The 13,877-nt window shown below is 70.0% G+C and carries 18 protein-coding genes and 1 tRNA gene; 14 read left to right on the forward strand and 5 right to left on the reverse strand.

What is annotated here, in order from left to right:
* The first annotated feature begins 43 nt into the window (after positions 1 to 43).
* The 4 genes from VM306_RS28130 to VM306_RS28145 are packed head-to-tail and all read left to right on the forward strand — an operon-like array spanning position 44 to position 2,263.
* Positions 44 to 721, forward strand: a complete 678-nt coding sequence (locus VM306_RS28130) for a YbaB/EbfC family nucleoid-associated protein (protein ID WP_325520447.1) — start codon at positions 44 to 46, stop codon at positions 719 to 721.
* Positions 718 to 1,029 (forward strand): hypothetical protein, encoded by a 312-nt coding sequence (locus VM306_RS28135; protein ID WP_325520449.1) that lies wholly within the window; start codon positions 718 to 720, stop codon positions 1,027 to 1,029. The genes VM306_RS28130 and VM306_RS28135 overlap by 4 nt, the downstream gene beginning before the upstream one ends.
* Positions 1,026 to 1,757, forward strand: a complete 732-nt coding sequence (locus VM306_RS28140; protein WP_325520451.1) for a hypothetical protein — start codon at positions 1,026 to 1,028, stop codon at positions 1,755 to 1,757. The genes VM306_RS28135 and VM306_RS28140 overlap by 4 nt, the downstream gene beginning before the upstream one ends.
* Positions 1,754 to 2,263, forward strand: coding sequence for a hypothetical protein (locus VM306_RS28145; RefSeq protein ID WP_325520453.1), 510 nt, complete (start codon positions 1,754 to 1,756; stop codon positions 2,261 to 2,263). The genes VM306_RS28140 and VM306_RS28145 overlap by 4 nt, the downstream gene beginning before the upstream one ends.
* Here the strand turns inward: VM306_RS28145 and VM306_RS28150 are convergent.
* Together VM306_RS28150 and VM306_RS28155 are read right to left on the reverse strand one after the other, a co-directional pair.
* Positions 2,253 to 3,113, reverse strand: coding sequence for a serine hydrolase (locus tag VM306_RS28150; RefSeq protein WP_325520455.1), 861 nt, complete (start codon positions 3,111 to 3,113; stop codon positions 2,253 to 2,255). The two genes, VM306_RS28145 and VM306_RS28150, sit on opposite strands and share 11 nt — an antisense overlap.
* 16 nt (positions 3,114 to 3,129) lie before the next feature.
* Positions 3,130 to 3,861 (reverse strand): peptidase E, encoded by a 732-nt coding sequence (locus tag VM306_RS28155; protein WP_325520457.1) that lies wholly within the window; start codon positions 3,859 to 3,861, stop codon positions 3,130 to 3,132.
* Positions 3,862 to 3,921: 60 nt separating this feature from the next.
* Between VM306_RS28155 and VM306_RS28160 the strand changes: the two genes are divergently transcribed.
* The 4 genes from VM306_RS28160 (at position 3,922) to VM306_RS28175 (ending at position 7,503) form a co-directional block, all read left to right on the forward strand.
* Positions 3,922 to 4,587, forward strand: coding sequence for a YdcF family protein (locus VM306_RS28160; protein ID WP_325520459.1), 666 nt, complete (start codon positions 3,922 to 3,924; stop codon positions 4,585 to 4,587).
* Positions 4,587 to 5,825 (forward strand): deoxyguanosinetriphosphate triphosphohydrolase, encoded by a 1,239-nt coding sequence (locus VM306_RS28165; RefSeq protein ID WP_325520461.1) that lies wholly within the window; start codon positions 4,587 to 4,589, stop codon positions 5,823 to 5,825. Before VM306_RS28160 ends, VM306_RS28165 begins: the two co-directional genes overlap by 1 nt.
* A gap of 73 nt (positions 5,826 to 5,898) precedes the next feature.
* Positions 5,899 to 6,906, forward strand: coding sequence for a serpin family protein (locus VM306_RS28170; protein WP_325520463.1), 1,008 nt, complete (start codon positions 5,899 to 5,901; stop codon positions 6,904 to 6,906).
* A gap of 78 nt (positions 6,907 to 6,984) precedes the next feature.
* Entirely contained in the window at positions 6,985 to 7,503 is a 519-nt protein-coding gene (locus VM306_RS28175) for a Scr1 family TA system antitoxin-like transcriptional regulator (RefSeq protein ID WP_325520465.1), read from the forward strand.
* Here VM306_RS28175 and VM306_RS28180 read toward each other — a convergent pair.
* A complete protein-coding gene (locus tag VM306_RS28180) occupies positions 7,500 to 7,679 on the reverse strand; it encodes a hypothetical protein (RefSeq protein WP_325520467.1) in 180 nt (59 codons plus the stop codon). The genes VM306_RS28175 and VM306_RS28180 overlap by 4 nt on opposite strands.
* A gap of 82 nt (positions 7,680 to 7,761) precedes the next feature.
* On the opposite strand from VM306_RS28180, the gene VM306_RS28185 reads away from it, so the two are divergent.
* The gene (locus tag VM306_RS28185) at positions 7,762 to 8,319 is read left to right on the forward strand and encodes a carboxymuconolactone decarboxylase family protein (RefSeq protein ID WP_325520469.1); all 558 of its coding nucleotides are present in this window, start codon (positions 7,762 to 7,764) and stop codon (positions 8,317 to 8,319) included.
* A 4-nt stretch (positions 8,320 to 8,323) separates the two neighbouring features.
* On the forward strand, positions 8,324 to 9,136 hold the full coding sequence (locus VM306_RS28190; RefSeq protein ID WP_325520471.1) for a class I SAM-dependent methyltransferase: 813 nt from the start codon (positions 8,324 to 8,326) through the stop codon (positions 9,134 to 9,136).
* A 6-nt stretch (positions 9,137 to 9,142) separates the two neighbouring features.
* On the opposite strand, the gene VM306_RS28195 is transcribed toward VM306_RS28190, so the two are convergent.
* Positions 9,143 to 10,003 (reverse strand): sigma-70 family RNA polymerase sigma factor, encoded by an 861-nt coding sequence (locus tag VM306_RS28195; RefSeq protein WP_325520473.1) that lies wholly within the window; start codon positions 10,001 to 10,003, stop codon positions 9,143 to 9,145.
* A 35-nt stretch (positions 10,004 to 10,038) separates the two neighbouring features.
* On the opposite strand from VM306_RS28195, the gene dnaG reads away from it, so the two are divergent.
* From dnaG to VM306_RS28210, 3 genes are read left to right on the forward strand one after another with little or no spacing between them, the layout of a single operon-like run.
* A complete protein-coding gene (gene dnaG / locus VM306_RS28200) occupies positions 10,039 to 11,928 on the forward strand; it encodes a DNA primase (RefSeq protein ID WP_325520475.1) in 1,890 nt (629 codons plus the stop codon).
* Complete coding sequence (locus tag VM306_RS28205; protein WP_325520477.1) at positions 11,928 to 12,422, forward strand: hypothetical protein; 495 nt, start codon at positions 11,928 to 11,930, stop codon at positions 12,420 to 12,422. Before dnaG ends, VM306_RS28205 begins: the two co-directional genes overlap by 1 nt.
* 24 nt (positions 12,423 to 12,446) lie before the next feature.
* Positions 12,447 to 13,187 (forward strand): trans-aconitate 2-methyltransferase, encoded by a 741-nt coding sequence (locus VM306_RS28210; protein ID WP_325520479.1) that lies wholly within the window; start codon positions 12,447 to 12,449, stop codon positions 13,185 to 13,187.
* Between the two features lie 6 nt (positions 13,188 to 13,193).
* Here the strand turns inward: VM306_RS28210 and VM306_RS28215 are convergent, their stop codons facing one another.
* Positions 13,194 to 13,463 carry a hypothetical protein gene (locus tag VM306_RS28215; protein WP_325520481.1) on the reverse strand — a complete coding sequence of 90 codons (270 nt, stop codon included), beginning with the start codon at positions 13,461 to 13,463 and terminating at the stop codon, positions 13,194 to 13,196.
* 138 nt (positions 13,464 to 13,601) lie between these two features.
* Here VM306_RS28215 and VM306_RS28220 point away from each other — a divergent pair.
* A tRNA-Asn gene (locus tag VM306_RS28220) sits at positions 13,602 to 13,674 on the forward strand.
* The last annotated feature ends 203 nt before the right edge of the window (positions 13,675 to 13,877 follow it).

A 13,877-nucleotide genomic window follows, 5' to 3' on the forward strand; every position in this document is an offset into this window, starting at 1 on the left:
TACGCTGTGAAGTCGGCTCGTCACAGCGTGCAGGGGGCGCGGAGTGGGTGAAGACAACCGCAGGTGGGGCTTCGAGGAAGCCGAGGACCGGGAGTTCGAGCGGCGACCACAGCCGCCCGCTCAGCAGGACGACAGCTGTGTCGGCACGGACGCGAGCGGCGCGGTCTCGGTCGTTGTCGAGCCCGACGGTCGCGTGCGCGAGGTGCGGCTCACCGCGCGGTGGCGTGACACTCTCGACCCACGCGCGCTGGGTGCCGCCGTGCTCACCGCGGCCAACAACGCGACCATGCAGGCGTTGTCGCGCAACGTGGAAGCGCAGGGCGATCTGGCGGCCGTCGAGCCGCCCTCCCCGAGCGCCGAGGTGGACGAGACGCCGTTCACCCGTGCTGACGCGGAACGGCTGTTCGCCGCCGTGAACGCCGAGCTCGCCGCATTCGCGGCCGGTCCCGGCAGTACGGTGAACGCCCTGCTGCGGGCAGAAAGCCGCGCCGGGCACGTCAGCGGCACCGCGCGGTCCGGCCGGGTCGTCCGCGTCGAGATCGACGGCCACTGGCTGCACGCCGCGCCCACCGCCGAGGTCGAGGGCGAGCTCGCCGAGGTGCTGCGCTCGCTGCACGACCGCGGCACGCCTCCTTCTCCTCCGTCGGGGCCGGCCATCACGCGGCTCCAGGCACTGGCGAGTGATCCGGCGAGGCTGCTGCGGAAGGTGGGACTGGCGTGAGCGACCTGGAAGTCGCGCTGGAGGCGATGCGCGCGGACGCCCGTCTGTGGTCGGCCGCCGCAGACAGCGTGCAAGGCCCTCAGAAGGCCATCGCCGGACTGATGTTGACGGGCCACGACATGTCGATGTGGGCGGTCGACCGGGGCCTCGACCGCACGTACGACACCGTCAGGACGGTGCTCGAAGACCTGCTGCGACAGGCGACGGCGGCGTTCCACGGTGTCGGCGACGGCCTGCGTGCCGCCGCCGACACCTACGAGCGCGAGGAAGCCGCGAACCTGCACCGGCTCACGGGGGAGCTCAGGTGACCAATGCACTGGCGTTGCAGGCCGCCGAGAAGGTCGAGGCCGTCGACCGCGATCTGGAACGGTTCTTCGACGTCGTCAACGCGACGTTGACCTGGGTGCCTCCGCCGCTGCGACCGATGATCGACCAGATCGAGGAGGACGTCCGGTGGCTCACCGGCAGGATCGCCGAGTTCCGCGACCGGGTCAGCCAGGTCTGTCGCCAGACGGGTGACCCGGACAGGCTCCGGCAGGTCGGCACCGGCTGGGTCGAGCAGGTCGGCGACGTGCTCGGGGACATCGCGGGCACGCTCACGCTCGACAAGATGCGCACGAACGTCGAGTGGGAGGGCCGGGCTGCTCGCGCCTACGCGGCCGCCGTCCCGCCGCAGCCGCAGGGCCTGACCGCCGTGAAGGACGTCGCGAACCAGATGCGCGCGTCGCTGAACACCCTGGCCAACTCGATCGACGCGTTCTGGATCTCGATGATCGTCGCCCTCACCACCTTCGCCGTGGCGGCGGCCGGCGCGATCGCGGCGGCCTGCACGGTCGTGGGCATCCCGGCCGCGATCGGCGCTGTGGCAGGCGGCCTGACCGTCGTCATCGGCATCATCGGCGCCGCGGTCATGGCGCTGGAGTCCCACACCAACACGATCGAGACCGAGCAGAACGCGATCATGCAGAAGATCCACGACATCGGCCGCGAGTGGACCATGCCGGTTGTCGGTTCGGACTGGGAAGCGGGCAGGTGATCGTCGTCGGTCAGGGGCCGGCGCCGTACTGGGTGTGGATCTCCGTTCCGCGCGTCGAGTGGATCAGGGCGCGCACGGCGATGACGGGGCTGGCGGTCGTCTGGCTGGCGCTGGTGTCCGGGATCGTGCTCGTCGCGGTAGGGGTGAACCTGCCGTCGTCTCACGACCCGTTCGCTCGGATGGGATTGATCACGGCAGGGCTCAGCGCGTTCTGGGGGCTGTTGTCCGGCGGAAGCCTCATCGGTGTCCGGACCTGTGCCCGGGACGGGTACCTCGACGTGAACAACGCCCCGCTGCTGTGCCGGGTGCTCGGGGTGTTGTGGGGGAGCACGATCGTCTGCGCGATGATCGCCTGGTTGCTCGAGGTGGCGCTGCTGAGCGACGAGGCTCGGCCGGTGCCGTTCACGGTGGGGGCGGCCGTGTACCTCGCCGCACTGGCGATTCCGGTGGTGCTCGGCGGGGTCGCGTTCCTCACCGCGCGCAAGGTGTTGCGGGTCAGCCCTTGACGCCGAGCTTCGCGAGGACGGCCTGCGTCACGGCGTTGATCGACTGACGGGCCGTCGTCCAGTCGCCGGTCGGGTTCGTCGTCAGGACGGCGACGGCGTAGCGGTTGTCGAGGACGCCCGCGCTGTGCAGGTAGACGTCGCTCGGCAGGTAGTACATCCAGCCCTGCTTGGCGTAGACGCCGGTGACGCCGAGCAGGCCGAACGCCTGGTCGAAGCCGTCGGCGGCCGTGGCCGGGGCGGCGGAGAGCGCCGCGACGACCGCGTCGCGCACCGGTGAGCCGAGGATGTAGTGGTAGAGCCGCACCATGTCGTCGGCGGTGATGACGACCTCGCCCCACTGCGACGGGTCGTCCGGGGCGTGCGTGCCGGTGAGGCCTGCTTCGGCGGCGACGCGGCCGATCGCGTCCATGCCGTCGAACCTCGTCCAGAGCACGTCCATCGCGTTGTCGTCGCTGGCGCTCAGCGCGCGGTGGACCAGGTCCTGGTCTTCAGCGGACAACGGCCGGCTCAGAGCGTCGACGGCGAGGATCAGCTTCGACAGCGACGCCGAGTAGAACGGCTTGTCGCCCTGCTCCGCGACCGTCTCGCCGGAGTCGAGGTCCAGGACGGCGACGCCGACGTCGGACGCACCGCCCGCCGCCGCGATATCCGATATATCAGCCGCTGATATATCGGATATCGCCGATCTGGTATCCGATGCATCAGAACCGGTATCCGATATATCAGGATCGTCCAGCACGTCCGGGCCGCGCGATATATCGGCTGAGGGCTTCGCGTGCGCCGAGCACGGCGACGCGTCCGGGATCGCGAAGACGACCGCCACGAGGAAGAGGATCAGAGTCCAGCGCACCCTTCCAAGGTCCGTCTCACAGGAGCCTGGTGTCGAGCTTCTCCTCCTGTGCGGTTGCTGAAGAATCGTCCCTGACCACCACGTATGCGCCCGAGTCGCGGCGTTCCGTCACCGCCTCGACGAGCTGTGTGCCGCGGTAGAGCAGGCCGACGCCGTCGTCGGTGCAGTACGTCTTCGGCAGCACACCGGCGGCGACGGCCTCGTGGACCTTCGGGCGGCGCTGCTCCTCGGAGTCGTAGTGCACGCCGTTGCCGTAGGGCAGGAAGCCCAGGCCGTTGGTGACGACCCTCAGGTCCGGGCCGAACGAGTCGGTCGTGCCGCCCACGTGCCAGCAGATCGAGCCCGCCGACACGCCGCTGAGCACGACGCCGGCCTCCCACGCCGCGCGGAACACCGGTCCGAGGCCGTGCACCTCCCACACCGCGAGCAGGTTCGCGACCGAGCCGCCACCCACCCACACGACGTCGTGGGACAGCACGTAGCTCTCCAGGTCGTCGGTCGGCGGCATCGTGAAGAGGTTCAGGAACGAGACGTCGACGCCCGCGATCGCGCCCGCCTCCGCCACGTTCGCGTTCATCGCCCGCTGGTCGCCGCCCGCCGTGCCGACGTGCAGGAGCCGCGGCCTGCGGCCTTCCACGCCGGACAGCTCCAGCGCGAAGTGGATCAGCTTGTTGAACTCCAGCGCGCTGCGGTGACCGGGGCGCCAGCCTCCGGAGGTGGCGAGGACGGTGGGCTGTTCGGCAGGCATGGCGTTGATCCTCGCAGGGGCGTCAACGCGAGACCGCCCCGGTCTGGAACCATGCAGGGTGTGCGGACCACGCCCCTCAAGCCATTCGCCAGGATTCGCCGGATCGTGTTGCGCCTCGTCTTCGGGGCGCTGGTCATCGGCGTGCTCGTGGTGGGCGGCACGGCGTTCCGCGTCTGGCAGGTCGCGCGCGTCGACGACTGGACGAAGGCCGACGTGGCGGTCGTCCTCGGCGCCGCGCAGTACAACGGCGTCCCGTCCGACGTGCTCGAAGCCCGCCTGGAGCACGCGCTGGGCCTCTACCAGGAGGGTGTCGTCAGCTACATCGCCACGACCGGTGGCCGACAGCCCGGCGACAACTTCACCGAGGGCCAGGTCGGCAAGTTGTGGCTGGTGAAGCGCGGTGTGCCGGAGGACCGCGTGCTGCAGGTCGGCGAGGGCGCGGACACGCTCGGGTCGTTGCGCGCCGTCGCGTCGGTGGCCAAGGAGCGCGACCTGACGACCGCCGTGATCGTCAGCGACCCGTGGCACTCGCTGCGCGCCCGCACGATGGCCGAGGACGCCGGTCTGCGCGCGTGGACGTCGCCGACCCGCGTCGGCCCGAACGTGCAGACGCGCGAGACGCAGTGGTTCTACATCAAGCGCGAGACCGGAGCCCTGCTGTACTACCGCCTGATGAAGGCGCACGCCGGCGTGTTCGAGGAGCTGAACCTCCCTAAAATCGGGTGATGGGATACACCGGCCACGACGCGGAGCGCCTGCTCCCCGAGGGACCCAAGAGCGCCGCGCTGCCGGGTGCCCGCACCGACACGCGCACGCCGTTCTCCCGTGACCGCGCCCGCGTGCTGCACTCCGCGGCGTTGCGCAGGCTCGCGGGCAAGACCCAGGTCGTCGGCCCCGGCGAGGGCTCCGAGGTCACCGGTGTGCCGCGCACGCGCCTGACGCACTCGCTGGAGGTCGCCCAGATCGGCCGCGGCATCGGTGAGGAGCTGGGCTGCGACCCGGACATCGTCGACACGGCCGGCCTCGCGCACGACATCGGCCATCCGCCGTTCGGGCACAACGGCGAGAGGGCGCTCAACGAGCTGGCAGGCCCATGTGGTGGTTTCGAGGGCAACGCGCAGACGTTCCGCATCCTCGCGCGCCTGGAACCCAAGTCCGCGCACGGCCTGAACCTCACGCGTGCGGTGCTCGACGCGTCGACGAAGTACCCGTGGACGCGCACGCCGGGCACGGTGAAGTTCGGTGTGTACGAGGACGACGTCGAGGTGTTCGAGTGGATGCGTCAGGGCGCACCGGACCGTGAGCGGTGCATCGAGGCGCAGGTGATGGACTGGTCCGACGACGTGGCGTACTCGGTGCACGACGTCGAGGACGGCGTGCTGGCCCACCGCATCAGCCTCGGCGCGCTGGCCTGTCCCGACGAACGGGCCGCCATCGCGTCGCTCGCCGCCAAGACGTTCTCCGACGAGTCCGTGTCGGACCTCGAAGACACCGCCGAGCAGCTGCTCACGCTGCCGGTGATCGCGTACTGGACCGAGCACGAGTACGACGGCTCGCTCGGCGCGCAGGTGGCGTTGAAGAACCTCACCAGCGAACTGGTCGGCCGATTCGCCTCCGCCGCCGTCACCGCTACGCGCGAGGTGCACGGTGACGGGCCGTTGACGCGCTACAACGCGTCGCTGGAGGTCCCGCGCCAGGTCGCCGCGGAGGTGGCGCTGCTCAAGGCGATGGCGGTCCGGTACGTGATGAGCGACCCCGCCCGCCTCGCCATGCAGGCGGAGCAACGTGAGCTGATCACCGGCCTGGTCACCCGGCTGCTGGAGCGGCCGACGTCGCTCGACCCCGCGTTCCGCCCGGTCTTCGCGGCCGCTTCCTCCCCTGCCGCAAGGCTTCGCGTCGTCGTCGACCAGGTCGCGCTGCTCACGGACGCGCAGGCCGTGGCCTGGCACCGCGCATCGGCGTAGCTTCGGACGAACACGTCATCCCGTGATGTCACCGCCGGACCCGCGCCACTGAATCCGATTCCCAGGAGACCTCGTGACCGACCAGGCCGACTTCGCCCTGACCCTGCACCGCGTCGCCGTACCTGATCCGTCCTCGAACGCGTGCTGGTCGCCGTACTCGGTGGCCAGCGCGCTCGCGCTGGCCCGCGAGGCCGCCCGTGGCGAGACCCGCGCCGAGCTCGACGGCCTGCTGCGCGACTTCGACGCCTCCGACGCCCTCGACGTGCCCGAACTGGCCGTCGCGAACACGCTGTGGGCCGATGACGACCTCAGGCTCGACCCGGACTTCTCGCTGACGTCCTCGGTGCGGCGCACGGCGTTCTCCGACCCGTCGACCGTCCGCAAGCTCGTCAACACCGACGTCGCCGAGACCACCCGCGGCCTGATCCCCGAACTGCTGCCGGACCCGCCGCCCGCGGACGCCGCCGCGATCATCGTCAACGCCCTGTACCTCAAGGTGGGCTGGCTGAACCCGTTCGCCGCCTGGGACACCGCCGCGAAGCCGTTCCACGCGCCCGGCGGCGACGTGGACGTGCCGACCATGAAGGTGACCGAGAAGTTCCGCTACGCCCACCGGAACGGCTGGCAGACGATCGTGCTGCCCGCGGGCTCCGGCGTCGAGACCGTGGTCCTGCTGCCGGACGAGTCGCTGGACCAGCCCCTGGACCCGTCGGTGTTCGACGCGGACGGTTTCACCCGTCTCGAGCTCTCACTGCCCAAAGTGGACGTACGGGCGAAGTTCACCCTCAAGAACACGTTGCGGCAGCTCGGGGTCGAGCGCATGTTCTCGCGCGACGCCGACTTCAGCGGGCTCTCGCCGGACGACCGGATGTTCGTCGACGAGGTGGTCCACGAGGCCGTCCTGCGCCTGGACGAGGAAGGCCTCGAAGGCGCCGCGGCCACCGCGGTCACGTTCCGGACCGTGTCGATCGAGATCCCGGTGGACCCGGTCGTGGTGACCGTCGACCGGCCGTTCCTGCTCGCCGTCCGCCACACCGCGTCCAAGGCGGTCTACTTCCTCGCGCAGGTCGCCCGTCCGTAACCGTTCGGGGGAGCATTCGCCCTGTAGAGCGAGTGTTTCGCGCGGCGAGACCATGATCACGGCTTTACCGTTCCAGGCATGACCCAGCACGGTGCCGGCGAGCAGCTCGTCGTGCTCGCCGCGGCGGGCGCCACGCGGATCACCTGCTTCAGCGGCGTCACCATCCCCGTTCTCCTGCGGACCGAGTGCTACGAGAAGGCGCTGGCAGAGGCACTGGGCTTCGCGCCGGCGCCCGAGCTGCAAAGCGACGGTGTGCTGCCGCAATGCGTGTTCTTCATCCACGAGTACGCGCTGCGCACCGCCGTCGGGAACAACCGGCTGATGGAGGACCAGGTCCTGCACCTGCTGTTCCACGCGCCGTCGATCCGGGTCGTGCCCGAGAGCGCGGGCGGGGCGGCGGCGGTCGGGCTCGACTACGCGCTGATCCAGTACGAGCACGAACCGCCGCTCGTCTACCTCGCGAACTGGATGCTCGCCAGCGACCTCGAGACCGTGGAACGGGCTGTGGCGGTCTTCCGGCGCATGCACGCCGTCGCGCTCGACAACGAACGGTCGCGCGACCTGCTGATGGAGTACGTCGCGGTGTACGACCGTTAGCCCGGTGTGTTGCGCCGCAGGAAGAGCCTCATGCCGTCCTCGCCCGGCAGCGCGCACAGCAGCAGTTTGACGTTCTGGTGTCGTACCGGCACCGCACACGAGTCGCCCGCCAGCAGCGTTCCCGCCAGCAGCCCGGCCGACTCGTGATCGATGTCCAGCACGAAGTCGTTGCTCATGCAGGGACCCTATGAGCTGGCCGCCCCGCACCCCAGTCACCCAAAGGTGTCACATTTCGCCAGGCCGTCCCGTCCCCAGGTCATGACGAGGATCAAGGGAGTCTCCACGAAGGACGCCGGCCTGCTGACCAAGGCCGTGTACTGGTTCGCGCGGCGCGAGTTCGGCGCGGTGCCGGAGCCCGTCACGGTGACGGCGCACCACCCGAAGCTGCTGGTGGCGAGCGGCCGGCACGAGCTGGCGGTCAAGAAGGCGGTGCACGGGCCGTTGTTCGAGCTCTGCGTCTACCGGACGGCGGTGAAGCTCGGCTGCTCGTGGTGCGTCGACTTCGGCGCGATGCTGATGAAGCACGGAGGACTCGGCATCGAGCGGCTCGAGCACATCGACTCGTACGCCACCTCCGACCTGTTCACCGACCTGGAACGCAAGGCGCTCGCCTACGCCGACGCGATGACGGACACGCCCGTCACCGTCACCGACGAGCAGGTCGCCGAGCTGGAGGACCTGCTCGGCCGCAAGGAGCTCGTCGCGCTGACCTACCAGATCGCGCTGGAGAACCAGCGGGCGCGGTTCAACAGCGCGTTCGGCATCAGGGACCAGGGGTTCACCAGTGGTGACGCGTGCCGCGTCCCGACAGACTAGGGAGGTGGAGAAGATCGCCCTGACGGGTGCGCAGGAGACCATGCTCGCCACCTTGTACGGCCGGGCGGTCGACAGCGAACGGCCCGCGTCCGTGCTGCACGACGACGAGGCGAAGCGCGCCGTCGACCGCATCGACTACGACTTCGGCAAGACGGGGATGAACCTCACGTCGGCGGTGGGTGTCGCCATCCGCGCGCGGGTGCTCGACGACTGGACGCGGGACTTCCTCCGGCGCACCCCGTCCTGCACGGTGCTGCACCTGGCCTGCGGTCTCGACACCCGCGCGCACCGGCTCGACCGGCCGGACACCGTGCGGTGGGTGGACGTGGACATGCCGGACGTGGTCGCGTTGCGGCACAAGCTGTTGCCCGCGCCGGGCGGCGACTACGCGCTCGTGGCGTCGTCGGTCACCGAGGACGCGTGGCTCAACGGTGTCCCTGCGGACCGGCCGGTGGTGGCGGTGTTCGAAGGCCTCTCGATGTACCTCACGCAGCAGGAGGGCCACGCGTTGATCAGGAGGATCACCGAACGGTTCTCGAGCGGTGAGCTGCTGTTCGACGTCTACGGTTCGTGGGGCATCAAGCTGCAGAAGCTCGTCCCCGCCGTGCGCAACGCCGGTGCGACGTTGCACTGGGGCGTCGACGATCCGCGCGAGATCGAGGCGTTGCACCCCGGACTGACCACAGTGGACGCCTGGCGCAGCGTGGACCTGCCGCACCTGGACGCGTTGCCCGGGGCGGGCCGGATCCAGATGAAGGTCGTCAGCGCGATTCCCAAGCTGCGCGACGTGGGGAAGCTGCTGCGCCTGCGGTGGTGACCCCGGTCAGAACCCGACGTGGCCGAGCTTGTCCGGGTTCGCCATGTCGTAGATGGCGGTGACCTTGCCGTCGTGCACGGTGAACGTGGTGACGCGTGAGGCGATGTCGCCCTGCGCCGCCATGACCATGCCGAGGTCGCCGTTGACCAGCACCGGGCGGTGCTCCGGGTAGCCGTACTTGCGGAGCAGGCCCAGGAAGAAGCGGGCGACCTTGTCCGCGCCGGAGACCGTGTTGACGGCGGTGCGCGCCTTGCCGCCGCCGTCGCCGATCATCACCGCGTCCGGGTGCAGCAGGCCGAGCACGGCGTCGATGTCACCGCTCACCATCGCGGTGAGGAACTTCTCCAGCACCTCGCGCTGCTCGTCCAGCGCGGCGCGCGGCGGCGGTGTGGAACCCGTCACGGTCTTGCGGGCCCGTGACGCGTGCTGGCGGGCCGCGGCCTCCGAGACGCCCAGCACGTTCGCGATCTCGCTGAACGGCACCGCGAACGCGTCGTGCAGCACGAACGCCACGCGCTGGTCGGGCGTGAGCTTGTCGAGCAGCACCAACGCCGCCATGCGCACGCCGTCGGACCGCACGACGGTGGCCAGCGGGTCGTCGTCCTCCGGGGTCGTGACCAACGGCTCGGGCAGCCACGACCCCACGTAGGTCTCGCGGCGCACGGCGGCCGAACGCAGCCGGTCGAGGCAGATGCGGCTCACGACGGTCGTGAGCCAGGCCCGTGCGTCCTCGACCCCCTCCGCCTTCGCGAACCGGGGCCACGCCTCCTGCACGGCGTCCTCGGCGTCGGCGACGCTGCCGGTCAGCCGGTAGGCGACACCGATCAGGTGCGTGCGGTGGAGTCCGAAGACGTCGGCCGTGGTCACGGTTGGCAGTTTGCCAAAGGATTAGACTCGGGGGCGTGGCAGGACGCATCAGGGAGAGCGACATCGCATTGGTGCGTGAGCGCAGCCGCATCGACGAGGTCGTGGGGGACCACGTCTCGCTCAAGAGGGCCGGCGGCGGTGCGCTGAAGGGGTTGTGCCCCTTCCACGACGAGAAGACGCCGTCGTTCAACGTGCGCCTCTCGCACGGCACGTTCCACTGCTTCGGCTGCGGTGAGGGCGGCGACGTGATCGCCTTCGTGATGAAGGTCGAGCACCTGTCGTTCGTGGAGTCCGTCGAGCGGCTCGCCGACCGCGCGGGCATCCAGCTCACCTACGAGGGCGGCGGCGCGACGATCCAGCGCGACCGCGGCACCCGCAGCAGGCTCATCGAGGCGCACAAGGCGGCCGCCGAGTACTACGCGGAGCAGCTCGCGACGCCGGAGGCGCAGAAGGCGCGCGAGTTCCTGGCCGAGCGCGGGTTCGACGAGGCCGCGGCACGCCAGTTCGGCTGCGGGTTCGCCCCCGGCGGCTGGGACAAGCTCACCAAGCACCTGCTCGGCCGCGGCTTCGAGGTCGCGGAGCTGATCAAGTCCCAGCTCGTCAAGGAGGGCAAGCAGGGGCCGATCGACCGGTTCCACCGGCGGCTGCTGTGGCCGATCAAGGACATCGGCGGCGAGGTCGTCGGGTTCGGCGCGCGCCGGATCTTCGACGACGACCCGATCCAGGCGAAGTACCTGAACACCAGCGAGTCGATGATCTACAAGAAGTCGCAGGTGCTGTTCGGGCTCGACCAGGCCAAGCGCGAGATCGCGAAGCGCAAGCAGGCGGTCATCGTCGAGGGCTACACCGACGTGATGGCGATGCACCTGGCCGGTGTGCCGACGGCGGTCGCCTCGTGCGGCACCGCGTTCGGCACGGACCACATGAACGTGCTGCGCAGGCTGCTGATCGACGACGACGTGAACGGCGAGGTCATCTTCACCTTCGACGGCGACGAGGCGGGCCAGAAGGCCGCGCTGAAGGCGTTCGACGGGGAGCAGCACTTCTCCGCGCAGACCTACATCGCGGTCGCGCCGGACGGCATGGACCCGTGCGAGCTGCGGCAGGCCAAGGGCGACGTGGCGGTGCGCGACCTGGTGGCGCGGCGCACGCCGCTCATCGAGTTCGCGATCAAGGCGCAGCTCAAGGCCTACGACCTCGACTCGGTGGACGGCCGCGTCGAGGCGCTGAAGAAGATGGTGCCGTTCGTCGCGCAGATCAAGGACCGCGCCAAGCGCGACGGCTACGCGACGCGCCTGGCCTGGTGGGTGGGCTGGGACGACGAGGCTATGGTCGTGCGCCGCGTGCGCCAGACCGCCGGAGGCAAGGGCCCGGCCGCCCCCGCGCAGCGCACCGACCCGAACCAGATGGCGCTGGGCGTGGAGGTCGACGGCCCGCCGCGGCCGAACCCGCGCGACCCGCGGCTGGTGCCCGAACGCGAGGTGCTCAAGGTCGCGCTGCGGCTGCCCGAGTACGCCGGTCCGCTGTACGACTCGTTGCCCGACGAGGCGTTCACCGACCCCGCGTACGTGGCGCTGCACCGCGCGATCCGTGCCGCCGGTGGCGCCGCCTCGGGGCTCGCGGGCTCGGCGTACCTGGACGCGATCTCACAGGCGTGCTCGCACGCGTCGGTGCGGTCGGTGCTGACCGAGCTCGCGGTGGAACCGTTGACCGTCAAGCAGAACGACGAGTTCCGCTACGTGTCGATGGTGATCGCGCGGCTGCAGGAGGTGCAGGTCGGCAAGCAGGTCGAGGACGTGAAGTCGCGGCTGCGGCGGCTGTCCCCGATCAAGGACGCCGACGAGTACCGCGCCCTGTGGGGCGACCTGGTGGCGCTGGAGGAGTACCGCAAGGCGCTCCTGCAGCAGAGCGCGGGAGTGCTGTAGTGGGACTGTTCCGACGGCTGTTCGGCAACGGTGCGCCGGACGGGTTCACCGGCTCGCTGGAACCGGACGAGACCGTGATCGCCTTCACCGGCGTGCAGGGCGGTGGGCACGTCGTGGTGACGTCGCTCGGCCTGTGGCTGCCGGGTCCCCGCCGCATCGGCTGGCACCTGGTCAGCAAGGTGAAGTGGGAGGGCGCGCTGCGGGTCGTGGAGGCGGTGGAGGCCTCCACCGAAGGACCCGTCGTGCTGCTGGAAGACCTTCCGGCACAGAGGTTCGCGGTCGACGACCCCGGTCGCGTGCTGCGGGCGATCAGCCAGCGCGTGGAGGGCTCCATCCGGTCCCGCGAGCGTCTGGAGTCGCCCGGAGTGTGGGTCCTGCGGCGCAAGATCCCCGGCCGTGACGGCGTCGTGTGGCAGGCGCGCGGCGACGCGGGCGTGGACCTGGAGGCCGTGCGCGAGGCCGTGGCACCGTTGGTGTCGAGGCTTGCGGGCTAGCAGTACGCGTGTACTGTTAGCGGCATGTGGGATCCGGCGCAGTACCTGGCCTTCGCCGATCACCGGGCGCGGCCGTTCTACGAACTGGTGGCGCGCGTGGGGGCCGCCGAGCCCCGGCGCGTGGTCGACGTGGGCTGCGGGCCCGGCAACCTGACCTCGTCGCTGTCCGAGCGGTGGCCTTCGGCGGTGGTGGAGGCGTTCGACTCGTCCCCGGAGATGGTCGAGGCCGCTCGTGCCGCCGGCGTCGACGCGCGGGTGGACGACGTGACCACGTGGGAACCGTTGCCGGACACCGACGTCGTGGTGTCGAACGCGGTCCTGCAGTGGGTGCCGGAACATCCCTCGATCGTGTCGTCGTGGGTCTCGGCGCTGTCACCCGGCGCGTGGCTCGCTTTCCAGGTGCCGGGCAACTACGCGGACGCGTCGCACCGCCTGATCCGCGAGGTGGCCGGAGCGTCGCTGGCGCACGTCTTCCGCGCCGAGCGGCCCGTCCTGGACCCCGTGGGGTACGCGAACCTGCTGGGCGACTGCTCCTCCGCGGACGTCTGGGAGACCACGTACGTGCAGCGGCTCGCAGGTCCGGACCCGGTGCTCGAATGGGTGAGCGGCACGGCCCTGCGACCCGTGCGCGCGGCACTGTCCTCAGCGGACTGGGATGCCTACGTCGCGGAACTCGCGCCGCGGCTGCGCGAGGCATATCCCCAGCGAGCCGACGGCACGACGTGGTTCCCGTTCAGGCGGATCTTCGCGGTGGCCCAGGTGTGAAGATCGTCACTTGACCGGCGTGACGGGCAGGCCGTTCGCCTGCTCCTTGTTCTTCCACGGAGCCTTCTCGGCCGCCTTGTCCGCGGCATCCACAGCCAGGTCTTTCGCCTGGTGAGCGGCCTCGAACGCCTTGTCCTTGGCCTGGCTCGCCGTCTTGCGCACCGTGGGGTTCGCGGTGAAGCGCTGCCAGAGGCGCACGATCTGGTCGTAGCGCTCCCGTCCGGCCTTGGCGCCGAGCACGTAGCCGACTGCCGCACCCACCAAGATGCCCTTCATGCGGTCTCCTCTCATCGTGCCTGGTCAGGGCCTATTTCGCCGCAAAGCGGGGGTCCTTGCGGAACCCGTTTTGCGGCTCATGTAGAGTTACCCACTGTCAGGAAGAACCAAGCCTGGCAGGCGAGAACAACCGAACATTCCCCCATAGCTCAATTGGCAGAGCATGCGACTGTTAATCGCAGGGTTACTGGTTCGAGTCCAGTTGGGGGAGCGTTAACGCAGGTGAGGCCCCGTCCACAGTGGATGGGGCCTCACCTGTTTCTGCGTGATCCACACTTTACCCACACGATTGGCTACAGGTCGAAGCGGCAGTGCCCGCGTCGGTCTTTGACGCTTAAGCGTCAGATTCAGGCTCCGGAGAGGGTTCGTCTGTGGTCTCCGTCACCGCGATGGGCTCCAGGACCGCCGCCGCTC

Source organism: Lentzea sp. (assembly GCF_035525475.1).
In the GTDB taxonomy this organism is placed as follows: domain Bacteria; phylum Actinomycetota; class Actinomycetes; order Mycobacteriales; family Pseudonocardiaceae; genus Lentzea.

What these genes read in the sequence shown, in the direction of transcription:
- VM306_RS28165 (WP_325520461.1), top strand. Translation starts at nt 4,587, where the DNA reads ATGGGATACACCGGCCACGACGCGGAGCGCCTGCTCCCCGAGGGACCC.
- VM306_RS28175 (WP_325520465.1), top strand. Translation starts at nt 6,985, where the DNA reads ATGACCCAGCACGGTGCCGGCGAGCAGCTCGTCGTGCTCGCCGCGGCG.
- VM306_RS28210 (WP_325520479.1), top strand. Translation starts at nt 12,447, where the DNA reads ATGTGGGATCCGGCGCAGTACCTGGCCTTCGCCGATCACCGGGCGCGG.
- VM306_RS28155 (WP_325520457.1), bottom strand. Translation starts at nt 3,861, where the DNA reads ATGCCTGCCGAACAGCCCACCGTCCTCGCCACCTCCGGAGGCTGGCGC.
- VM306_RS28185 (WP_325520469.1), top strand. Translation starts at nt 7,762, where the DNA reads ATGACGAGGATCAAGGGAGTCTCCACGAAGGACGCCGGCCTGCTGACC.
- VM306_RS28180 (WP_325520467.1), bottom strand. Translation starts at nt 7,679, where the DNA reads ATGAGCAACGACTTCGTGCTGGACATCGATCACGAGTCGGCCGGGCTG.
- VM306_RS28215 (WP_325520481.1), bottom strand. Translation starts at nt 13,463, where the DNA reads ATGAAGGGCATCTTGGTGGGTGCGGCAGTCGGCTACGTGCTCGGCGCC.